Raw genomic sequence first — 22,743 nt, forward strand, 5'->3', positions numbered from 1 at the left:
GGTTAAAACGGCTTGTTTTTCCGTTCGATGCCATAACGTTCGATCTCTTTGTACGGCACCACGATCGACTGGCGTTTGCGCACGTCGACGATGGTCATGCGATCGGTGCAGGAATAGCAGGGATCGAGGCTGCCGATGATCAACGGCGCGTCCGACACGGTGTTGCCGCGCAGCATGTAACGCAGCGTCGGCCAATTGGCGTAGGTGGCCGCCCGGCAGCGCCAGCGGAACAGCTTCTGGTTGTCGCCGGTCATGCTCCAATGGATGTCATCGCCGCGCGGTGCTTCGGCAAAGCCCAGCGCAAAGCGGTGCGGAATGTAGCTGAAACCTTCTACCGCCAGCGGCCCGCTGGGCAGGCTCTGTAAACCAAATTCGATGATGTTGAGCGAGTTGAACACTTCGTGAATACGCACCTTGAGGCGGGAATAAACGTCGCAGCCATCTTCCACGCACAGCTCCACCGGCAGCTTGGCGTAGCCCGCGAACGGGTGATCGATGCGGGTATCGCGGCGGTGGCCGCTGCCACGGATCATCGGGCCAACGTTGCTGTAATCGCGTGCCACCTGCGGATCAAGCCGCCCAATCCCTACGCTGCGCTGTTCGGTATTTGGCGTACTGAGCAGGATCTCCACTAAATCGGTCAGTTCGCCGCGCATCTGTGCCGCCAGCCGCAGGGTTTGCAACATGTCGTCTTTCAGCATATCGCGGCGGATGCCGCCGATCAGGTTCATACCATAGGTCTTGCGCGCGCCGGTCAGCACTTCGGCCATCTTCATCGACTGTTCACGCACGCGGAAAAACTGCATAAAGCCAGAGTCAAAACCAACAAAGTGGCAGGCCAGCCCCAGATTCAGCAGATGGCTGTGCAGCCGTTCCACCTCCAGCAGGATCGAGCGGATCATCTGGGCGCGTTCCGGCACCTGGATCCCCATGGCATTTTCCACCGAACTGGTATAGGCCACGCTGTGGGTGAAGCCGCAAATGCCGCACACCCGGTCGGAAAGAAAGGTCACTTCGTTGTAGCCCATGCGGGTTTCGGCCAGCTTTTCCATGCCGCGATGCACGTAAAACAGGCGGTAGTCGGCGTCGATAATGTCTTCACCGTCAACAAACAGGCGGAAATGCCCCGGTTCGTCCGAGGTGATATGCAACGGGCCGATCGGCACCACGTTGGCATTGGCTCCGGCTTCGCTGATAAACGGATAGGTCTCCACATCGGTAGTGGGGGCCGGGCGCTGACGGTAGTCCATTGCATCTTTGCGCAGCGGATGGAGATCGTCCGGCCAATCATCGGGCAGCACCAAGCGCCGCTCATCCGGCAGGCCGACCGGGCGCAGGCCGTACATGTCGCGCACTTCGCGCTCGCCCCAGACGGCGGCCGGTACGCGCGAGGTGACAGAAGGGAATTCCAGCGTCTGGGCATCCACTTCGGCGCGCACGGTGATCCAGCACTTGCTGCCTTGTTCCATCGACAGCACGTAATACAGCGCGTAATGGCCGCACAGGGTGCGCTCGTCATTGCCAAACAGCACCGACAGCCAACCTCCTTGCGAGTAATACAGCCATTCCACCACTTCCGGCAGCGCATTGAGCTTTACCGTTACGGTAAGCTGATCGGCGGTTTGCCATTCTGCAGCCAGTACGGCGGCGGGAAACTGCAGTTGCAGCGCTGCCAGATAGTGCTGGCCTTGATGTTCGTTAGTCATTATTGCCTCTGTGATTATTCAGCCGACGATCAGCCAGGAAACCAGCGCCAGAAAAGCCAGCCCAAAACCGGCCCAGGTGGTGCGGGCGGTTTTCAGGAAACGCAGCCGCGCTACGCTGTTTTCGATCGCCGCGATCAGCCCCACGGCGCAAAGCAGCTTGAGCAGGGCAAAAAACAGGGCCACCAACAGCGCAGGCAGGGTCAATGAAGCCGCTTGGCCCCAGGGCAGAAACACGCCAAGGAACAATTGCAGCACCACCAGTTGCTTCAAACTAAGTCCCCATTTCAGAATGCCGAGTGCGGCACCGGAATATTCAGTCAGCGGGCCTTCTTGCAGCTCTTGCTCCGCTTCGGCCATGTCGAACGGCAGTTTGCCCATCTCGATAAAGGTGGCGAAAGCACAGGCCAGCCCGGCCAGCAGCAGCGGCAACCCGGCGGTATGGGGCAGTTCGAGCACGCGCTGAACGATAGCGCTCAGTTGGGTAGAACCGGCAACCAGCGCCGCTACCCACAGGCCGAGCAGCAGGATTGGCTCAACCAGAATGCCGAGCACCGCTTCGCGGCTGGCACCGATGGCGGTAAAGGTGCTGCCGGTATCCAGCCCGGCAATGGCGAACAGAAAGCGCACCACGGCAAACAGGTAGATCAGCGTGATGACATCGCCGATAGCGGGCAATGGCGAGGCGGTACTCAGCATCGGCAAGGCGCAGGCGATCGCCAACAGCGTACCGGTGAGCAAATAGGGCATCGCGCGGAATACCAGGCCAGAAGCCGCCGGGGCTAGGCTCTGGCGCTTCAGCAGCTTGGCGATATCGCGGTATTCCTGTAACACGCCGGGGCCACGGCGGCTGTGAATACGGGCGCGCAACATCCGGCTGACCCCGGCAAACAGCGGGGCCACGGCCAGCAAGATCGCCGCCTGCAACAGGCCCAGTAATAGCGTGGAATAAGTCATTTACATCTCCTCAGGCAAAAACCACCACCAACAGCACCGCCAACTCAGCGGCGGCCAAGCCACGGCAGAAAGTGGCAAATCCGTTACGGTGTAACTGTTCACTTAAACGAACGGGCAGCAGCCAGCGCCGCAGCCGATACATTGGGGCGAACATCACCCGCAACGGCTGGGCAAAGCCGGTAGCTGTGATCACCATCTCTGCTTCATGCCCATAGCCACAGGCCCAGGCGCTGCCCTGTTGCCGGTTTGGCGGGCGGTGGGCCTGGTAACGGGCGGCGATCAGCAACGGCAGCAGCGGCATAGCCAGCAGCAGAATGGCGATCAGCGGTGGGGAAACCATTGTGGTGGTAGCGAGCGGTGGCTGATGCAGCCAGCCAGAAGCCAACTGGGCAAACAGCGGGATCAGCCAAGGCGCGCCGATACCGCACAGCAGGCACAGTAACGCAGGCAGCAGATGGCTACAGGTCAACCAACCGTTAGCCGGGCGTGCATTGGCCGCAGCCTCACAGCGTGGTGCGCCTAGGCAGGCGACGCCAAACACTTTACTGACGCACATCACCGCCAGCGCGCCGGTAATGGCTAACGCCACCGCCAGCAGCGGGCCGAACAACCGGCCAATAAAGGCTGGGCCAGCGCTGAACTGGAACAGGCCCTGATAGATCAGCCATTCGCTGGCAAAGCCGTTCAGCGGCGGCAGTGCCGCCATGGAAACCAGGCCAATCAGCATGGCGATGGCGGTCCAGGGCATCAGGCGCGCCAGTCCGCCCATTTTTTCCATGTCTTTCAGGCCGGTTTGCTGTTCGATGGTGCCTGCCGCCAAAAATAGCGCGCTCTTGAACAGGCTGTGATTGAGCAGGTGAAACAGCCCGCCCACTAAAGAGAATGCCGTCAGCAACGGCAGTTGCAGCGCCATACCGACCATCGCGCCACCAATGCCCAGCAGGATGATGCCGATATTTTCCAGCGTGTGATAAGCCAGCAGGCGGCGCAGATCGTGCTCCATCAGCGCGTACAGCCCACCGAAGAATGCGGTACCGGCCGCCAGCAGCAATACCAGCAGGCCCCACCACAGCGGCGGCGTGCCCAGTAGATCCAGGCCGATTTTCAGCACGCCAAGCAGGCCAACTTTCATCAGTGCCGCAGAGAACAGCATCGCCGCCGAGGCGGGTGCGCTGCTGTGAGATTGCGGCACCCAGGCATGCAGCGGCATCACCCCGGCAAAAATGCCGAAGCCCGCCAGCGCCAGCAGAAACACGCCGCTGCGTAACGTATCGGGCAACGGCGTGGCGCGGATCGCGCTAAATTGCAGGCTGTGGCTGTGGGTAGCAACCAGCGCAAAAGCCACGATCAGCAGCAGCGTACCAAGGCGCGCCAGCAGGAACTGGTTATGCCCGGCACGCAGGCTTTTACCATCCTGCGGCTTGCCGATCAGGAAGTAACCGCACAGCGCCGCCAACTCCAGCAGCAACACTAGCGCGATGGCGTTATCGGCCATCACCGCCGCACTGAGGGCCGCCAGCAGCAGATGGGTTAACCCGCCGATGCGGCCGCGTTGCTGGGCGCTAAGAGTGTGCAACCAACCGGCGTGATACAGCCCAGCGCACAAAGCGCTCAGGGCAATCACCAACAGCAGCAGGGCATTCAGGCCACTGACCTCAACGGCATAGTGCAGCCAGGGTAAAACGGCGCTGTGCAGCGGGCTGAACAGCATTTTCCCCGCGGCCAGCAAGGCGGTGAGCGCACAGAGAATAAGGCCGCCGCCGCTGAACAGAGCTCCCAGGCGCGGCCAGGATGCCAGCAGCCAACTCAGCAGGGCGAACAGCAGATGCCCCGCCAGTGCCAGCGCAAGTAGCAACAGCGGATCGGGTAGTGTGGCATTCATCATGAGTGTGGCTCCTTGCGGGTGACGAACGGCAGATCGGCGCAGAGCGCCTGCATGGCGTTGCGCCGCTTCTGTTTGCTGGCGTGGCGCACGTCGCTATCGGTCACTAGCCGGATGGCTTGGGTAGGACAGGTGCGGATACAGGCCGGGCCTGCGGGGCTGAAGGCACACAGATCGCACTTCACCGCCACCGCGCGCACGCCCGGCAGGCAATCGAGAAAGGCACTGATTGGGCGCGGTGCGCGTTCGGCAGGCAGCGCCAATGGGGTATTACAATCGGCTGGGATAGCCAGCGGCCTGCTGCCAGCGAAACCGATGGCACCGAACGGGCAGGCAATGCCGCACAGCTTGCAACTGACGCACAGGCTTTCGTTCAGCACGATGGCGCTATCCTGATGCCGAATGGCATTCACCGGGCACACCTGCGCGCAGGGCGCGTCTTCGCATTGGTGGCACATCACCGGTGCCGAGTCGTAAGCGCTGCGTTTAACCTGTAACCGAGGCAGTGCCTGCAACCCCTGTAGCCGGTGTTCCTCAGAACAACTCGCCATGCAGGTGTTGCAGCCAATACAGAGTTTGGGGTCCGCAATGATAAAGCGGTTCATGCACGCTCCTTGTTTCGTCATTTTTGACGAAATCGACAGTAAAAAATGACGTTTCGACAGTTATGCAGGCTGGGTAATTTTTATCAGCGCGTCATGAATGGCATGGCCGTCATGCAATGAATCAAACAGGCATTGATAGATGACGGCGATCTTATTCAGGTAGTGATCGAAGACCGCTGGCATATCGCGGTTATTCACCACGCCGTCGATATTGCCGTCTTCACCCAGCGTGGCGTGGGCGAAGGGCGCAAAGTGCTCTGCTTCCTGGGGGCTGGCCAGATTAATGCTGTAGCAAATATCGCGGCTGTAAAAACCATCGGTTAACTGAACGCGGACAAGAAAGTGATTGAATAAAATAAAGCGCAGGTCATTTTCCTGGCTGTAGGTAAATTCATGATTAATCTTCTTTTTCGTGGTAGTCACCGCCTTGATCAGCGTGCTGTGATAGGTTTGCCACTGCGCCATCAAGCGGTTGTTTTTACTGGCGATATAGTCAGCCTGGCTGGTTACTTCACTGATTGTGCTCATGCTCGTCACCCAATATTGAAATCACGACTGTCGAAATAGTTGTTGGTCAGCTTGCTATGGCATAAAGCGTGCCAAAACCGCTATTCGCTCACTATTCCCTTTAGATTCAATCGGTAATCATTCACTACCGGGTAAACGTTCAACTTCATTAGGGTGTCGATGACATGTCGTTCGACAAATATGTCACTCGCGATTTGGCACCGTATTTGCAAAGAGAGATCCATGACTCGGTGTACGGAGGTTCAATGCACGAAATAACCTTGTGCCAGCACGCGGTGGAGATCATGCAGCAGCATGCCCGGCAACATCAGGCGCGGCGCATTACTGCGGTGTGGTTTGAAGTGGGGGCATTTTCCTGTGTAGAGGCGGAATCGCTGAGGTTCTGTTTCGACATGGTGTGCCGCGGCACGCTGGCAGAAGGGTGCGAACTGCATGTGATCGAGCAGCAGGCGCAGTGCTGGTGCCATGACTGCCAAGCGGATGTTCGGCTGCTCATGCCGCAGGTGTTGCTCTGCCCGCAGTGTGCCGGGCGCAATCTGCGGGTGCAGGCGGACGATGGCCTGCAAATCAAGCGCCTGGAAATTGAATAACGCAAAGGGGAATGAATATGTGCAGTACCTGCGGTTGTGCCCAAGGTGAAGTAACGATTGAAGGCGAAGTAAAAGTGCCATTCCGCCCGCAACGGAGCCTGCAGGGCGATCTGCATTACGGCTTTGGCGTGGCAGGCACCCATGCGCCGGGCATCAGCCAGCGCCGGATGCTGGAGATTGAAACCCGCGTGCTGGATAAAAACGATCGGCTGGCGGAACACAACCGGCAGTATTTCGCCGCGCAGCATATTCTGGCGCTGAATCTGGTTTCCAGCCCCGGTTCGGGTAAAACCACGCTGCTGACCAACACCCTGTTGCGGCTGCGCGGCAAGCAGGAGTGCGCGGTGGTCGAAGGCGATCAGCAAACCACCAACGATGCCGAACGCATTCGCGCTACCGGGGTGGCGGCGATCCAGGTTAATACCGGCAAAGGCTGCCATCTGGATGCTCAGATGGTGCAGGATGCCGCTCAGCGGCTGGCGCTGAAGCCGCACAGCCTGCTGTTTATCGAGAACGTGGGCAATCTGGTGTGCCCGGCCAGTTTCGATCTCGGCGAGCGGCACAAGGTGGCGGTGCTGTCGGTAACCGAAGGGGAAGACAAACCGCTGAAATATCCACATATGTTTGCCGCCGCCAGCCTGATGCTGCTGAACAAGATCGATCTGCTGCCCTATCTGGACTTTGATCTGGCGGCCTGCATTGCCAATGCCCGCTTGGTTAACCCAGCGATCGAGGTGATCGCTCTGTCTGCCAGCAGCGGTGAGGGCATGGATCAGTGGCTGGCCTGGCTGGAGGCGCAGCTATGTGCATAGGCATTCCCGGCCAGATCGTAGCATTGGATAAGATCCAGCCGCAGCACGCCTGGGCTGATGTATGCGGAGTACAGCGCGAGGTCAATATTGCCCTGGTGTGCCAGGCCGATGAACCCCGCGAAGCGCTGATCGGCTGCTGGGTGTTGATCCACGTAGGCTTTGCCATGAGCCGCCTTGACCAGCAAGAAGCTCAGGAGATGCTGGCGGCCTTGCAGGCGATGGGGGAAGTGGAACAGGACGTGGCGCTGTTTCTGGCCGGGGAAGGTAACCATGGATTACGTTGATGAATTCCGCGATCCGCGCCTGGTAAAACTGCTGTTGCAGCGTATTTTCCGCCGCGCGGAGCAGCTACCGGCGACCGCCGAGCGGCCATTGCAGATCATGGAAGTCTGTGGTGGGCATACCCATGCCATTTTCCGCTTTGGGCTGGATAAGCTGTTGCCGCCGCAGATTGAATTTATCCATGGCCCTGGCTGCCCGGTGTGCGTGTTGCCGATGGGGCGCATTGATGCCTGCTGCGAGATTGCCGCGCATCCTGAGGTGATTTTCTGCACCTTTGGTGACGCGCTGCGCGTGCCGGGCAGGCAGGGTTCGCTGTTGCAGGCCAGAGAGCGCGGGGCCGATGTGCGGGTGGTGTACTCACCGCTGGACGCCTTGCAACTGGCGCGGCAAAACCCGCAGCGGCAGGTGGTGTTTTTCGCTCTGGGTTTTGAGACCACCACGCCGGTCACGGCGGTGACGCTACAGCAGGCGAAGCTGGAAGGTACGGCAAACTTCAGCGTATTTTGCCAGCATATCAGCCTGATCCCCACCTTGCGCAGCCTGTTGCAGCAGCCGGATGTGCGCATCGACGGCTTTCTGGCCCCCGGCCATGTCAGCATGGTGATCGGCACCACGCCGTATCACTTTATCAGCCAGCAATATCACAAACCTCTGGTGGTGACCGGTTTTGAACCGCTGGATATTTTGCAGGGTGTGATGATGCTGGTTGAACAGTTTTGCCAGCAGCAAAGCCAGACACAGAACCAGTATCGGCGGGTAGTGCCGGAAGCGGGTAACCCACTGGCGCAGCAGGCGATACGCGAGGTGTTTACCCTCGGCGGCGGCAGCGAATGGCGCGGGTTGGGCACCATTGCCGATTCGGCGATTACTTTAACCAAAGCCTATGCCGCATTTGATGCGGAACGGATTTTCTGCCCGCAGCGGCAACGGATGGCGGACGATCCACAGGCGTGCTGTGGTGCGGTGCTGACCGGGCGCTGCAAACCGCGCGACTGCCCGCTGTTTGGCCGGGGCTGTACGCCGCAAAACGCATTTGGGGCGCTGATGGTGTCCTCAGAAGGGGCCTGCGCCGCCTGGTATCAGTACCGGCGCGAAACGGAGGAAAGCCTGATATGAACAGCGTGATTACCATGGCACACGGCAGCGGTGGCGTTGCGATGCAGCAATTATTAGACGAGCTGTTCTTACCGGCATTCGCCAACCCGCAGTTGGATCAGCGGGAGGATCAGGCGCGGCTGAGCCTACAGGAGCTGGCGCAGCAGGGCGATCGGCTGGCCTTTACTACCGACAGCTATGTGATTGACCCAATCTTCTTCCCCGGTGGCGATATTGGCAAACTGGCGGTGTGCGGCACCGCTAACGATCTGGCGGTGAGCGGTGCGCTACCGCGCTATCTTTCCTGCGGTTTTATCCTTGAAGAAGGGTTACCGCTGGCGGATTTGCAGCGGGTGGTTGCCTCAATGGCGGCCACGGCGCAGCAGGCCGGGATCCGCATCGTCACTGGGGATACCAAGGTGGTGCAGCGCGGGGCGGCCGATAAGCTGTTTATCAATACCGCCGGGATCGGCGCGATCCCAACGCGGCTAAACTGGGCGGCGCAGAATATTCAGGCCGGGGACGTGGTGATCGTCAGCGGTACGCTGGGCGATCATGGCGCAACCATCCTCAACCTGCGGGAAAATCTGGGCATGGCAATGGACGTGATCAGCGATTGTGCGGTGCTCGCGCCGCTGATCGCTCCATTACGTTCGATTACTGGCGTACGGGCGCTGCGCGATGCCACGCGCGGCGGGGTGAACGCCATTCTGCATGAGTTTGCCCGTGCGGCTAAGGTAGGTATTGAGGTCGAAGAGAACTGTTTGCCGGTAAAACCGGCGGTGCGCGGCATTTGCGAACTGCTGGGGCTGGATGCCATTAATTTTGCTAATGAAGGCAAGCTGGTGATCGTGGTTACGCCACAGGCTGAAGCGGCGGTGCTGGCGGCCTTGCGTGCCCATCCGCTGGGCCGTGACGCCGCAGTGATTGGCCACGTTAACGGTGGCAAGCAGGTGCGTTTGCAGGGGGCTTACGGCATCAGCCGGTTGCTGGATTTGCCCCATGCTGAACCTTTGCCACGCATTTGTTGATCCGGTCGGGGTAGGCTGGCAGCGCACGGCGTTACACTTTAGCGATATTGCTCAATCAGGCAAGTGATTAACCATGTCGAAATTAGAAAAGCAGGAACTGCTCGAAATCACCCGCATGCTGCTCAGCCAGCACAGTTTTAACGGTTTGTTGCTGCAACTGCGCCAGGTGCTACAGCGCTGGCAACTGGCGGACAATGCCGCACTGGTGCTGTTTGATCCGCTCGGTGAGCGGGTAAGCTTCCACGGGCTGGATCCGCAGCAGCAACCGGTGAACTATCAGGATGAAACGCTGTTGGCCAATGGGCCAGTACGCGGGCTGCGGCACAGCCCGTTGCCCCAGCGCTGGCAGGCCAACGAACTGCACGAACGTTACCCGCAAATCAGCGCGCTGGCGCTGTATCCGCCGTTTAACCACTATTGCCTGATGCCGCTGCATGCGGGCGGGCGCCTGCTGGGCGGCTGTGAACTGTTACGCAGCCGCCAGCAGCCGTTCAGCGATGCCAGCCTGGTGCAGTTACAAACGCTGATGGAACTGGTGGCGCTGGCCGCCGAGCAGATCGCACTGCGGGAAGAGGCAGAAAAGCAACAGCGCCGGTTGCGCCACGAGCGGGATGATTATCGCGTTCTGGTGGATGTGACCAATGCGGTGCTGTCGAAGCTCGATCTGGATGATTTGATAGGGGAAATCTCTACCGAGATCCACCGTTTTTTCAAGATCGACGCGATCAGCATCGTGCTGTGCGGCAACCGTGAGGATCAGGTCACCATTTATTCCACCCATTATCTGCAAGGCAACGCTGCGGAGCGCCAGCAATACAGCGTCGCACTGGCGGGTACCCTGTCTGAAAAGGTGATGCAAAGCGGCGAAATGCTGCTGTTGAACCTGAAACACTCCGATCAACTGGCGGCCTATGAACGCCAACTGTTCGATCTTTGGCACGATCAGATCCAAACGCTGTGCGTGCTACCGCTGATTTTCGGCAAGAAAACCCTCGGCGTGCTGAAGTTGGCACAGTGCCAGCCGGACAACTTCAATGCCGCCAATCTGCGGGTGTTGCAGCAGATCGCCGAGCGCATCGCCATTGCGGTGGACAACGCGTTGGCCTATCAGGAAATTAACCGGCTGAAAGAGAGCCTGGTGCATGAAAACCTGTATCTGACCGAGCAGATCAACGGCAACAACCCGGATTTCAGTGAGATTGTCGGGCGCAGCGTGGTGATGTCTGCGGTGTTGAAACAGGTCGAGATGGTAGCAAAAAGTGACTGCTCGGTGCTGATCCTCGGCGAGACTGGCACCGGCAAAGAGCTGATTGCCAGGGCGATCCACAACCTGAGCGAACGGCGCGATCAGCGCATGGTGAAGATGAACTGCGCGGTGATGCCCGCCGGTTTGCTGGAAAGCGATCTGTTCGGCCACGAAAAAGGCTCCTTCACCGGCGCCACGGCGCAGCGGATGGGGCGTTTTGAACTGGCAGACAAAGGCTCGCTGTTCCTTGACGAAGTGGGTGAAATCCCCGTCGAGTTGCAGCCCAAACTGCTGCGGGTGTTGCAGGAGCGCGAGTTTGAGCGGGTGGGGGGCAATAAGCTGATTTCGGTCGATGTGCGGCTAATTGCCGCCACCAACCGAGACTTGCAGCAAATGGTGGCCGATCGCGAATTCCGTAGCGATCTGTTTTACCGCTTGAACGTGTTCCCGATCGTCATTCCGCCGCTGCGCGAACGGCCGGAAGATATCCCGCAACTGGTGAAGTTCCTCACCTACAAGATTGCCCGCCGCATGAAACGCACGATCGATAGCATTCCGGCAGAAACCTTGCGCTTGCTGAGCCAGATGCCCTGGCCGGGCAACGTGCGCGAACTGGAGAATGTGATTGAGCGGGCGGTGTTGCTGACGCGCGGTACGGTGCTCAACCTGCAATTGCCCGAGTTGCAGTATCCGCTGCCATCAATGGCGCTGCCGATCCCAGCGCCCATAACTGAACCCGCTCAACTGGGTGAGGATGAATACCAGCGCATTACCCGCGTGCTGAAAGAGACCAACGGCGTAGTGGCGGGCCCGCGCGGAGCCGCGCAGCGTTTGGGGCTAAAACGTACCACGCTACTTTCGCGGATGAAAAAGTGGGGCATTTCGGTGTAATGCTTGTCAGTTAAGGCTCACCAGTTCCCTTGGGGAGAGGGAACTGGTGAGGGGACGAACACCGCACTACAAGCCCCTCACCCCGGCCCTCTCCCACAGGGAAAGGGGGCGCTCCTTTAGCCATTGCGCATGATTATGCAGTTTTGCGCTTAACTGACCGGCATTAGGCATTTCGGTGAGGTGATCAAGGTTGGCCCTGGAGCACTAAGACAATCTGCTCCAGGGGAGTCAGTTCGCTTCAGTTGAGGGATCAGCCAGGATCCCCGCCCGCCACCGGCAGGACGGTGCCGTTGATGTAACTGGCTTCATCGCTGGCGAGGAATAAAATCGCATTGGCTTGCTCGTTTACGGTGCCATAACGGTGCATCAAGCTGGTATTGAGGGTTTGATCGACCACTTGCTGGTACCAGCTTTTTTCCTGCGCCGTGGGTATTTCCTGATTGCGTGGCGTCAGGCGCGGCGGGGCTTCTGTGCCCCCCGGTGCGGTGGCGTTGATGCGAATACCGGCTTGGGCATATTCAAAAGCCAGTGATTGGGTGAGGGCGTTGACACCGCCTTTGGCCGCAGAATAGGGCACGCGGTTTATCCCGCGCGTGGCCACGGACGAAACGTTGACAATCACCCCAGCCCCTTGTTGCAGCATATATGGCAACACGGCACGACAGCCCCAGAGCGTGGGGAACAGCGAACGTTGGATCTCGGCGGAAATCTGTTCCGGGGAATAATCGGCGAAGGGGCGCGCCCAGATAGTCCCCCCGACGTTATTGACCAGAATATCCAACCGGCCAAAATACCCCTGAGCCTGAAGCATGGCGCTCTCGGTCTCTTCCCAGCGTTCCAGATCGGCACTGATGGCCAACACATCGCTCCCCCGTTCGCTCAACGTGGCGGCCAGCTCTTTCAGGTAAGGCGCTCGGTCGATCAGCGCCAGTCTTGCACCTTCGCGAGCGGCTTGTTCAGCAACCGCTTTACCGATGCCCTGTGCGGCCCCGGTGATCACCATCACCTTGTTTTCAAATCGCATTCTCTGCATGGTCATTCCTTAGGCCGGTTGACTGGCGGCGAATTTTTCATAATGGAAGCTGGCCGGGGTAAAGGCGCGGCGCTGGAAATCGTTCAATACCGCTTCCACCATTGGCGGTGGGCCGCACAGGTACACGTCCAGATCGCCATCGTTCAATACGCTGGCATCAAGATGCTGCGTAACATAGCCTTTGCGCGGTGACTGTGAGGCTTCACTGGCCACGCAGGTGAGATAGCTGAAGTTGGGCAAGCGTGCGCGGTATTGTTCCAGCTGTTCCAGTTTCACCAGATCGTGGTCGTGGGTGACGCCATACACCAAATGCACCGGTTGTGAACTGCCGTTTTGCGCCAACTGCTCGAGCATGGAAAGGAACGGTGCCAGCCCGGTTCCCCCCGCCAGAAACAGCAGTGGGCGCGATACCGCACGCAGATAGAAACTGCCCTGTGGCCCACGCAGCCGTACTTGATCCCCTGGCTGCGCTTTGCCGGTCAGATAGCTGCTCATCAACCCGCCAGGGACATTACGCAGCAGGAACGAAACCTGTTGTTTACCAGGCAGAGAGCTGAACGAGTAAGCCCGGCTGGCATCGCTGCCGGGCACCTCGATGTTGACGTATTGACCGGGCAGGAAGGCAATGCCATCACGGCCTTCGAGTTGCAGGCTGAATTCGATGGCGCTGTCAGACAGCGGCGTTGCGGCCACCACGCTGGCGGAAAACTCTTCACAGCCGGTTTTACACAGGGTCGATGCCATCGGCACGTCGATCACACAGTCTGATTCCGGCACCATCTGGCAGGTGAGCACTAATCGCCGCTGCGCTTCCTGTTCGGACAGCGCTTCTGCCAGATAATCGTCACCCAGGCTGTACTCGCCCTGTTCGCAGTGGCATTTGCAGGTGCCGCAGACACCGTCGGAGCAGTCCATCGGTAGATTGATTTTTTGCCGGTAAGCGGCATCCAGCACTTTCTCGTTGGGATTGCATTGAATAAAGCGGCTGACGCCATCTTCAAAATTAAGCGCAATGGTAAAGGCCATAATCACCTCGCATTAAATATGATAAATATCTATGACCTGACTGATGTAGTCGTTGTTGAGCTGAACCGTTTTGCGCTCGATCAGCGGCTGCCCGCCGTTGAGGGCAATACGGCAACGGGTGTTGCCGAAAAACAGGTCGGTCTTTTGATAGCGATGGCTGAACGTCACCCAGTTGTAACGCACCTCAACGTACAGGTCGGTGGCTTCCAACAGCTCAACGTTGCTGATCTGATGGCTGGTGCGCGGCTCTGGCGTGCTGGCCGCAGAGCGTTCGGTTTTGATGCGATAGATGCGATCTTCCAGCCCTTCACGGTTTGGATAGTAGATCAGCGAAATCTCTTGCTGGGGATCGCGGGTTAAGCGATCGTCATCCCCCCAGGCGGGCATCCAGTACTCCACCGCCGGGCTGTAGCAAGCCAACCACTCATCCCAGTTGCGTTCATCCAGCAGGCGGGCTTCGCGATACAGGAATTGTTCGATCTCATGCTGTAAGTTGCTCATAGCGTTATCTCGCGGTTATTCAGGCTGCGCAGCAGAGTCTGTTGCCAGTGGTGGTGGTGGCTGATATACAGCGCTTCATCTTCGGAACGCGGTGCACTCAACAGCGGGTTGATGCCCATTGCCTGTGCATTTTCATCGGCACCTTCCAGCCAGCGGGTCGCTCCCCGGCTCATATCGCTCCAGGGCAGGTTAGTGGCGTTATAGCCTTGCTGGCAGGCGCGGAACTCTTCCAGATCGTCCGGCGTCCCCATGCCGCTGACGTTGAAGAAATCCTCATATTGGCGAATACGTAGCGCACGATCCTCGGTGTTTTCCCCTTTGGGGGCGAAGCAGAAGATAGTGACTTCGGTTTTATCGACCGCCAGCGGCCGAACGACGCGGATCTGCGTCGAAAATTGATCCATCAGGTAGACGTTGGGATACAGGCACAGATTGCGCGTTTCGTTGACCATCAAACCAGCGCGCGTCGCGCCAAAGCGCTCACTGAGACGCTCAAAATGCTTGAACACCGGGCGAACTTCCGGGTTCAGCGCTCGGGTCCACAGCAGCATATGGCCATGTTTAAAGCCATAGACGCCGCCGGTGCTTTTTGACCAGCCATTGGCGTCCACGGTAGGAGTGCCGTTGGCCTCATAGTTGCGGCGTGACATGGTGGAGGCATAGTTCCAATGGACGACGCTGACGTGGTAGCCATCGGCACCGTTCTCCATTTGCATCTTCCAGTTGCCGTCATAGGTATACGTGGAGGCACCTTTCAGCACTTCCAGCCCGTCCGGAGCCTGATCGACGATCAGGTCTATCACCTGGCGGGTGTCGCCCAGGTACTCCTCCAGCGGCAGCACATCGGCATTCAGGCTGCCAAACAGGAAGCCGCGGTAAGAGGCAAAATGGGGCAAATGCTTGAGATCGTGTGAACCTGCCTGTTTAAAACAAGCGGGGTAAGCACCGCTCTTTTCGTCTTTGGCTTTCAGCAAATTGCCGGTGTTGTTGAAGGTCCAACCATGGAAGGGGCAGGTGAACGAGGTTTTGTTACCGGACTTGCGGCTGGCCAGCATGGCGCCACGATGTGAACAGCTATTGATCATCCCATGTAATTGCATTTTTTGGTCACGGGTGATGATGATGGGCTGGCGGCCCATGGTTAGCGTGTAATAATCGCCCGGCTCGGCAATTTGGCTTTCATGGGCCAAATAAATCCAATTACCTTCAAAGATGGCTTTCATTTCCAGTTCAAATAAAGATTCATCGGTAAATATGGCGCGATTGCATCGATAGATGCCTTTTTCTTTATCTATTACTAAGGCGTTATTTATTTTTTCTTCCAGTGTGGAAAATAGCGTAGTGGAGGATGAGTTCATCATGAAACCTCGTTTTAAATAGGTCCGTTAAAAGGCTGCGGTAATAGCAAGCCATTGCCCGCAGTAGGCAATATCACTCCAATTGTCACCGTATTAATTAATGCTGTTACGGACGGACAGGCTTAAGGCCGCTGGCCGTGGCGTTATACCCGTCACACTGTGTTGGCAGGTTAGCTGTTTTTATCGATCATTTCTTCTCCTGAGTATGTGGATGATTTCGGCATTAAGCTGGTTGGCCTGTTGTTTAACTTAGGGGATGTAAATTTCACCGACAAGGGCGAATATAGGATGTTTGTGCGATTATCAGTTCATTTGTTATTTTTGTGTTAATTATGTGATGCAGGTAGCTAATTGGTTATTTAGCACGAGTTGGGGATTATTCTTGTTTAGCTGTGAGAAGGGCAAAAGCATGGAGATAAAATAGCGAACGAGTAATTTAAAATAAGCGTGGCGGTGTCTTGTAGTACCCAGCACTGCATCATGGTGAACGGATAACTGCCCCATGATGCAGTGTTTGCGTTTATACCGTGCGGCGCCAGCGCGGGGTGAACATGCCCGGTTTAGAGAACATCACCAGATTACCCAGCAGGATCAGGCACAGGCCGATTACCGCATTCAGATGCCACTGGTAACCTTCGTAAAGGGTCGAAATAGTCAGCGCGACCAGCGGGAACAACAGGGTGCTGTAGGCAGCGGCGCCAGCACCGATGCGCCCGAGCAGGCTGAAATAGGCCGCGAAGGCGATCACTGAGCCAAAGATGGCCAGATAGAACAGCGAACCCAGGTAGCGGGCGGTGAATTCGATGTGGAACGAAGCCCCTTGTGCCAGCGCAATCCCCATCATCAACAGCGCGCCATAACTCATGGCGTAGGTATTGGTGGAGAGGATATCTAACCCACGGCGCTGATGCCGTGCGCTGAGCATGTTGCCCAGCGAAAAACCGTAGGTGCCCAACGCGCTCAGGCCAATCCCTTTAAGCAACTCCGGTGCCATCTGCGTGGCCACCAGATCCTGCCAGAACAGCGCCACAATGCCGATCAAGCCTAACAGCGCCGCTGGCAGCAGGTTTGGGCTGGGGCGCTGGCGGAAAAAGATCATGCTGTTGACTGCGTTAAACAGCACGGCCATGGAGAAGATCACCGACTCCAGCCCGCTGCTGATATAGGCGGCCGCATGGTAGAAACAGTAGAAGTTGAAGCCAAACACGCAGCAGCCTTGCAGCAGGCAAAACAGGTGATCGCGTGGGCTGATAGCGCGCAGGCGGCGCAGCGCCAGCAAGATCAGGAACATGACAGCAGCGGAAAGCAGAAAGCGGTAAGCGATCGAGACCGGAATGGCGACCGATCCTTCCTGTTGCATCGTAATCGCAATCCAGGTGGTGCCCCAAATCAGTACCACAGCAAGATACAGCAGCGTATTCATTGTTAACTCCGGTTAATTATCCTGGGCCGGAGTATTCAGCGTTTAGAGTTTTGGTGCTTTCAGCGCTTTGCGCACAGTTGCATATTCTTGCGCTTTTTTTCGCAAAAGCATCGGCCGATGGTTGGCAGGAGGGGGCGTGACTCTTTACACTGAAACCGTTTTCTTATTAGAACGGAGCGATCATGGTTTATCAGGCATTTGAAACACTGCAACAGCACAAGGCACAGCTGCACAATAGCGTGCAATTGGGGTCTGGCGTGCAGTTGGCGGCCTGGTCCAACCGTAACGACCGTATTACGCAGGAAAGCGCCGATCACCATACTCTCAGCCTGTATGTGGCAGACGGTTACGAGTGCTACCAAAAAGTGCCGGGCGGCTGGCAGAACGGCGGCGGGCCCGATCGTTTCTGCATCATGCCGCGCCAGTATGAATCCACCTGGGATATCCGCAGCGATCTGTCTTTTGTGCATCTTTATTGTACCGACCAGCATTTGCGCCATCTGTTAGAGCAGACGTGGGATCGCAGCCCGGCGTCGATCAATATGGAACAGCGGGCGTTTGGGGAAGACGCACAAATTACGCTGCTTTATCGCCAATTTCTGCTGAATTGTGATTGGCAGGACAGTGCCAACCAACTGGCGCTGAGCAGCGTTTCCACCTTGCTGATGTCGCATCTGTTGCAGCATTACACCCAGTTGCAATGGCGTTTGCCTGCGGTGCGCGGTGGTTTGGCCCCAATGGTGCTGAGACGCGTGCGTGAATATGTGGAAAGCCATCTCGATCGGCCACTGCTGCTGGCAGACTTGGCCGCCCAGGCCGGGTTGAGCGAATTCCATTTTGCCCGCATGTTTAAGCACAGTACCGGCCAGGCACCGCATCAGTACGTGATGCGCATACGCTTGCAGCAGGCGGAGAAACTGCTGCGCCATACGTTGATTCCATTGACGCAAATCGCGCTGGAGTGCGGCTTCAGTTCATCCAGCCATTTCAGCAACCGATTCAAAGCGGCCTATGGCTGCGCCCCTCTGCAACTGCGGCAGCAGGCACGTTGAATTTCTTATTGAGAAAATCTTTCTGCAATATAGCGGTTCTCTTGCTGGCCGGTTTGGCCCCATCACACAGAGCACTGGCGCAAGCTAGTCCAGTATTTTAATTTCCGCCTGTGGAAATATTAGGGTGACATATAGATCCATCCGGCTTACTGCAATCGTCAGAAGCTTTTTTATATTATCACATGAGAATGCTCTTAATTAATTATATCAATAAAGAAGCCAGATCATCTTTGTCACTTGATTATTTCACCTTAAAATTAAATTTAGCATAAAAAATGAAAATAAAACCCACTCCGTGAAAACAATCATAGAAATATATTTGGCATAAAAAACAGGTGGTTGATGGATTTATTTTAACAAAATAAGCGGGCTATTAATATCCAATCACATCTATTCGGTTACACTCACTATAAAAGCCTGCTATTAATAACGCTAACTTCTTATTAACCCGATAGCAGTTATATATTTCAGCAAGGGTTAGCCTATACCTTAAGTCCTTAATATCGAGAGGGGATGGCAATCAAACGTCGCCAACACTCCTGCAAATGAATTCTATGAACATACCAAAAGAAGGGAATATGATGATTTACAATAAATTAGCCGAAGAAAAGTTAGACACGTTGAAAAAAAATGGTCAATACAGAACATTTCAGACAATTAATAGGATAAAAGGGGCATATCCTGAGGCTTACACCGATGAGAAGAAAGAAAAGAAGGTGGTAGTCTGGTGCAGCAATGATTACCTTAACATGTCTCAGCACCCTTGCGTAATTTCTGCCATGCACCAAGCGATCGATGATTATGGTGCGGGTTCTGGTGGTTCACGGAATATTGGCGGCAGTCACTCTTTTTTCAAGAAGCTAGAAGACAGCATTGCTGATTGGCATGGGAAAGAGGCTGCGCTTGTATTCCCTACGGGGTATAGTTCAAATGACGCTACTCTTCAGTGTTTACTGCGTCTGTTTGATAATTGCATCGTTTTTTCTGATGAAAAAAATCATGCATCCATCATTAACGGTGTCCGCAGTACAAAAATAGAGTGTAAAGTATTTAAGCATAATAACGTCAATGATCTTGAAAGACTGTTAGCAGAACAGCCGCTGGATCGCCCTAAGGTTATTGTGTTTGAATCTATTTACTCAATGGATGGCGATGTTGCTCCCATTGAGAATATCGTTAAAGTGGCAAAAAGATACAATGCGTTAACTTTTATCGATGAAGTTCATGCTATTGGCATGTATGGGCCACGTGGGGCAGGGCTCGCTGCTGGTCTCGGTATCGCCGATCAGATCGATATCATTCAAGGCACGATGGCAAAAGCAATTGGGGTGATCGGTGGATATATTACCGCCAGCACCATTCTCATTGATGCCATACGCTCCTTTTCTTCAGGATTTATTTTCACAACCTCACTTCCTCCGGCTATTGCGGCGGCTTGCCATGCCAGTATTGAACACCTTAAAAGCTCCGAAGTAGAGCGGGAGAAACTACAAGCCAAAACGGCCTTATTACGTAAGTTACTTGAGCAAAAAAAAATCCCGGTCATGTCAGCCAGCACGACGCATGTCTTGCCCGTATTCATTGGCAACGCAGTAAAAACTCAAAAGGCAGCAGCGTATCTTTTGGAGCATCATGGAATTTACTTACAGCCCATTAACTCGCCAAGCGTACCTATTGGCACTGAGCGTTTTCGTGTCAATGTTACACCAGGGCATACCGATCAACAGATTGCCGCATTAGCCGATGGACTTTTGGATACGTTCAATAAGTTTGAGATAAATATGCTATCGTCGGCTGAGCATTAATTATGATTGATACTCCGTTAAATATTAGCTGTACGCCAGCAATCCTTGAAGATATTGAAGGGCTTGTGGCATTGAGAAAGATATTGCTCAGCAACGGCAGCGCTCACTATGCGGCATCCTCTTTAACGGAGGATTTAGCCTGGCAGGAGAGTTACCGAGAATGGCTGAACCAGTGTATTTCTGCTCGTTCAAAAAATATTAGGCTCGCGGTCATACGCGATACTGAAAAATGCCTAATCGGGTGCGCCATCGGTATTGTTGACCAACGAGCTCCGATGGTGGATGCGCTTAATGGGCTGAGTGGCTGGATCCAATCAGTCGTGGTTGCTCCACAGCACTGTGGCAAAGGCTTTGCAACATTACTGACGCAACATCTTTTTCATTGGTTTGGTTCGCTAAACGTGAAAACCATCTCTCTTCAAACCACACCAGTAGCACAGTCGATTTACAAGCGTCTTGGCTTTGAATCTACTGGCGAAGAGTCCCTTATAAAGCACTTGGACAATTAGTCGTGTCCCGCCATTGTACGTATTGCCCGCGCACAATGGCGAAACACGGCCAGGATGGCTCAATGAATATACTTATTATCGGGTTAGGTTATGCGGGTCATCGCTTCTTGAACTCATTTCGCAGCCTTGAAAACCGGTCAAATCTTCAATTTGCCTATGTTAATCGGCGCCAGAAAACAGACAATATTGCCTACTATAGCGATGTAAAAACAGCGTTAGACTCATTCAAACCTAAAATTGTTGTAGTTTCAGTCTCGGATGGGGAACATGCCAATATTCTTGAGCAACTGGTTGGGTATGACGGATTTGTGATCTGTGAAAAACCACTCGTTAATGCTGCTGATGACCTTTATTTAATGTCCCAGGCATTGGGTAACATCTCTGGATTTTGCATGGACATGGTTGAAAGATATTCGGCGGCTACGGATTACCTCAAAAATTATGTCGCTGAGCATCAATTACGTCTGATTCGGGCTCATTTTATTTGGGGAAAAAACCGCTTAAAAGACCACCGGACAACCTGTGGAGCCGTTAGTGAAATTATTCACGCACTGGATTTAATTGAATGGGTAGCTAATGAGTCACTGCATTTGAATCTTCATTCGGCAATCGGAAGCGTTTCTGATTTTTCTATCTCGGGCGATAAGGTTTTGGATAGCGTTGCGATCGCCGCAACGCTAGGTACTTCAGTTGTCACGGGGTATAGCAGTTTTGTCAATATTGTACGTCAGAGAACGGTAGATTTTACCTTTGCCTCACCTGACAATAAGTTGATATATGCGCAGATCACCTTCGACACCCCAAATTGGGATATCGACCATCTTAAGTTATGGGAACAAAATCGCGCTGGTGAGCACATTATTAAACAATTCACTACAATATTTCCCCGAAACTCCCCTGAGTTGGCAACCATACAGAAACTCAGAAGGTTAGTGAGCGAAGTCCTGTGTTTTGTTGAAAATAATATAGAACCGGAACATCCGTTTGCTGATTTGGCGACATCGATAAGGCTTCAACATCTACTTAATGATATTGAATTAAAAGTGCAATGCGTTGGCCCGGCCAAATATGAACTTAGTGATGAAAGGGAGTTTTTTACAGAAGATGGCAATCTGGAAAAACTAGGCTGAAAATTATTTAATAAGGTTAACCCATGCAAAGAATATTTTTCTTAGCGATCGGGATGTTCGCTTTAGGATTGGACGCGTACGTTATCGCGGGAATTCTACCCGAAATCGGTAAAAGCTTTGGGACCAGTGATGCAATAAATGCACAAACCGTCACTGTTTTCACCTTGTGTTATGCCATTGCGGCTCCGGTTTTCGCCACGTTATTGGTAAAAAAACCGGTCAAAAAAGTGCTTATCGTCGCGCTTTTGGTGTTCTCCCTGGCCAATATCGCAAGCGCCCTGAGCCCTAGCCTTAATATATTGTTAATCAGCCGCGCATTTGCGGGTATCGGAGCTGGCCTCTTTTCACCGATTGCTGCGGCAGCGGCAGTCGCTCTCGTTGCTCCTGAGCGCAAAGGACGTGCGTTAAGCCTTATCCTTGGCGGTATGAGCACAGGGACCGTTATTGGCGTTCCCCTTGGCTTATTACTCGCCAACCACTTCGGCTGGCAGAGTACCCTCTGGCTGGTAACCATCATAGGCCTGGTTGGATTGGCCGGTATACTTGCAGGTTTCCCTGATATTGCAGTATCAACACCGCCTTCTCTAAAAGCCCGCCTGTCTGTAATGACCAATAAACGCGTAGCGGCAACCGTGGGGATAACCTTTTTAACGGCTTTGGCAAGCTTGGGGCTGTACACCTTTATAGCGCCCATGCTCGCAAAAATGGCTGCTGTAACCGACGTGGTGCCCTATCTTTGGGCTTGGGGGATTGGCGGTATGATCGGGAGTTTTGCGATTGGTCATTTAATTGACTGGACGCAGCGTCCTGGTTGGCTGCTGATAGCCATACTCTTTATCATGTCCATAGCGTTGTTTAGCATTCCTGCGGCCGTTGCTTCTGGCGCATTGCTGGCCTTTATCCCGTTTTTAATTTGGGGTGCAACCGGTTGGTCATCACTCGCCCCACAGCAACACACTTTACTGGAGTTGCAGCCTCAGCATGGTGCCGCCGTCGTCGCGCTGAATAGTTCGAGTAATTATATGGGTGGGGCGGTTGGCGTGATATTAGGTGGTTTACTGATCACTGTCGGGATAGAGCCTGACGCCCTGCCATATTATGCGGGGGTGATCGGTATCGTTGCATTGTTAGGGCAACTAGCTCTTGTTCTCACACGTCGTAAGAGGGTTATTGGCACGGAATAATCAATCGATAATAGGGCCCCCTTGCTTAGGGGGTATTCGCCCACCATTGAAACGCGTTTGTTTTTACTTTCTTACAAACTGCAATCTACTGGAAACCGAT

The 22,743-nt window shown here is 55.1% G+C and carries 21 protein-coding genes; 11 read left to right on the forward strand and 10 right to left on the reverse strand.

Annotated features, from left to right (window positions below; genetic code table 11):
* Positions 1–2: 2 nt before the first annotated feature.
* The 5 genes from ACX1CU_RS11575 to hycA are packed head-to-tail and all read right to left on the reverse strand — an operon-like array spanning position 3 to position 5,675.
* Complete coding sequence (locus ACX1CU_RS11575) at positions 3–1,706, reverse strand: hydrogenase large subunit (protein ID WP_459402691.1); 1,704 nt, start codon at positions 1,704–1,706, stop codon at positions 3–5.
* A gap of 18 nt (positions 1,707–1,724) precedes the next feature.
* A complete protein-coding gene (locus tag ACX1CU_RS11580; protein WP_459402692.1) occupies positions 1,725–2,660 on the reverse strand; it encodes a respiratory chain complex I subunit 1 family protein in 936 nt (311 codons plus the stop codon).
* A 10-nt stretch (positions 2,661–2,670) separates the two neighbouring features.
* Positions 2,671–4,545 (reverse strand): proton-conducting transporter transmembrane domain-containing protein, encoded by a 1,875-nt coding sequence (locus ACX1CU_RS11585; protein ID WP_459402693.1) that lies wholly within the window; start codon positions 4,543–4,545, stop codon positions 2,671–2,673.
* A complete protein-coding gene (locus tag ACX1CU_RS11590) occupies positions 4,542–5,147 on the reverse strand; it encodes a 4Fe-4S dicluster domain-containing protein (RefSeq protein ID WP_459398478.1) in 606 nt (201 codons plus the stop codon). Before ACX1CU_RS11590 ends, ACX1CU_RS11585 begins: the two co-directional genes overlap by 4 nt.
* Before the next feature lie 60 nt (positions 5,148–5,207).
* On the reverse strand, positions 5,208–5,675 hold the full coding sequence (hycA, locus tag ACX1CU_RS11595) for a formate hydrogenlyase regulator HycA (RefSeq protein ID WP_459398479.1): 468 nt from the start codon (positions 5,673–5,675) through the stop codon (positions 5,208–5,210).
* Positions 5,676–5,920: 245 nt separating this feature from the next.
* Here hycA and hypA point away from each other — a divergent pair, with 245 nt between their 5' ends.
* The 6 genes from hypA (at position 5,921) to flhA (ending at position 11,622) form a co-directional block, all read left to right on the forward strand.
* Complete coding sequence (hypA, locus tag ACX1CU_RS11600; RefSeq protein ID WP_459402787.1) at positions 5,921–6,265, forward strand: hydrogenase maturation nickel metallochaperone HypA; 345 nt, start codon at positions 5,921–5,923, stop codon at positions 6,263–6,265.
* Positions 6,266–6,282: 17 nt separating this feature from the next.
* Positions 6,283–7,077 carry a hydrogenase nickel incorporation protein HypB gene (gene hypB / locus ACX1CU_RS11605; RefSeq protein ID WP_459398480.1) on the forward strand — a complete coding sequence of 265 codons (795 nt, stop codon included), beginning with the start codon at positions 6,283–6,285 and terminating at the stop codon, positions 7,075–7,077.
* Positions 7,068–7,361, forward strand: coding sequence for a HypC/HybG/HupF family hydrogenase formation chaperone (locus tag ACX1CU_RS11610; protein ID WP_459398481.1), 294 nt, complete (start codon positions 7,068–7,070; stop codon positions 7,359–7,361). The genes hypB and ACX1CU_RS11610 overlap by 10 nt, the downstream gene beginning before the upstream one ends.
* On the forward strand, positions 7,348–8,475 hold the full coding sequence (gene hypD, locus ACX1CU_RS11615; RefSeq protein WP_459398482.1) for a hydrogenase formation protein HypD: 1,128 nt from the start codon (positions 7,348–7,350) through the stop codon (positions 8,473–8,475). The genes ACX1CU_RS11610 and hypD overlap by 14 nt, the downstream gene beginning before the upstream one ends.
* Complete coding sequence (gene hypE, locus ACX1CU_RS11620) at positions 8,472–9,485, forward strand: hydrogenase expression/formation protein HypE (protein ID WP_459398483.1); 1,014 nt, start codon at positions 8,472–8,474, stop codon at positions 9,483–9,485. Before hypD ends, hypE begins: the two co-directional genes overlap by 4 nt.
* 73 nt (positions 9,486–9,558) lie before the next feature.
* A complete protein-coding gene (flhA, locus tag ACX1CU_RS11625) occupies positions 9,559–11,622 on the forward strand; it encodes a formate hydrogenlyase transcriptional activator FlhA (protein WP_459398484.1) in 2,064 nt (687 codons plus the stop codon).
* Positions 11,623–11,872: 250 nt separating this feature from the next.
* Here the strand turns inward: flhA and benD are convergent, their stop codons facing one another.
* The 5 genes from benD to ACX1CU_RS11650 form a co-directional block, all read right to left on the reverse strand.
* A complete protein-coding gene (gene benD / locus ACX1CU_RS11630) occupies positions 11,873–12,646 on the reverse strand; it encodes a benzoate diol dehydrogenase BenD (RefSeq protein ID WP_459402788.1) in 774 nt (257 codons plus the stop codon).
* 18 nt (positions 12,647–12,664) lie between these two features.
* Positions 12,665–13,681 (reverse strand): benzoate 1,2-dioxygenase electron transfer component BenC, encoded by a 1,017-nt coding sequence (gene benC, locus ACX1CU_RS11635; RefSeq protein WP_459398485.1) that lies wholly within the window; start codon positions 13,679–13,681, stop codon positions 12,665–12,667.
* Between the two features lie 12 nt (positions 13,682–13,693).
* A complete protein-coding gene (gene benB / locus ACX1CU_RS11640) occupies positions 13,694–14,182 on the reverse strand; it encodes a benzoate 1,2-dioxygenase small subunit (RefSeq protein WP_459398486.1) in 489 nt (162 codons plus the stop codon).
* Complete coding sequence (locus ACX1CU_RS11645) at positions 14,179–15,540, reverse strand: Rieske 2Fe-2S domain-containing protein (protein WP_459402789.1); 1,362 nt, start codon at positions 15,538–15,540, stop codon at positions 14,179–14,181. The genes benB and ACX1CU_RS11645 overlap by 4 nt, the downstream gene beginning before the upstream one ends.
* Positions 15,541–16,060: 520 nt before the next feature.
* Complete coding sequence (locus tag ACX1CU_RS11650) at positions 16,061–16,963, reverse strand: DMT family transporter (RefSeq protein ID WP_459398487.1); 903 nt, start codon at positions 16,961–16,963, stop codon at positions 16,061–16,063.
* Between the two features lie 182 nt (positions 16,964–17,145).
* Here ACX1CU_RS11650 and ACX1CU_RS11655 point away from each other — a divergent pair, with 182 nt between their 5' ends.
* From ACX1CU_RS11655 to ACX1CU_RS11675, 5 genes are all read left to right on the forward strand, one after another.
* On the forward strand, positions 17,146–18,015 hold the full coding sequence (locus ACX1CU_RS11655) for a helix-turn-helix domain-containing protein (RefSeq protein WP_459398488.1): 870 nt from the start codon (positions 17,146–17,148) through the stop codon (positions 18,013–18,015).
* 578 nt (positions 18,016–18,593) lie between these two features.
* On the forward strand, positions 18,594–19,820 hold the full coding sequence (gene hemA / locus ACX1CU_RS11660; RefSeq protein ID WP_459398489.1) for a 5-aminolevulinate synthase: 1,227 nt from the start codon (positions 18,594–18,596) through the stop codon (positions 19,818–19,820).
* Between the two features lie 2 nt (positions 19,821–19,822).
* Positions 19,823–20,329 carry a GNAT family N-acetyltransferase gene (locus ACX1CU_RS11665; protein WP_459398490.1) on the forward strand — a complete coding sequence of 169 codons (507 nt, stop codon included), beginning with the start codon at positions 19,823–19,825 and terminating at the stop codon, positions 20,327–20,329.
* Positions 20,330–20,391: 62 nt separating this feature from the next.
* Positions 20,392–21,459, forward strand: a complete 1,068-nt coding sequence (locus ACX1CU_RS11670; protein ID WP_459398491.1) for a Gfo/Idh/MocA family oxidoreductase — start codon at positions 20,392–20,394, stop codon at positions 21,457–21,459.
* 23 nt (positions 21,460–21,482) lie between these two features.
* Positions 21,483–22,643 carry an MFS transporter gene (locus tag ACX1CU_RS11675; RefSeq protein ID WP_459398492.1) on the forward strand — a complete coding sequence of 387 codons (1,161 nt, stop codon included), beginning with the start codon at positions 21,483–21,485 and terminating at the stop codon, positions 22,641–22,643.
* Positions 22,644–22,743: the final 100 nt, after the last annotated feature.

The sequence above is a fragment of the Serratia sp. D1N4 genome (assembly GCF_054552755.1).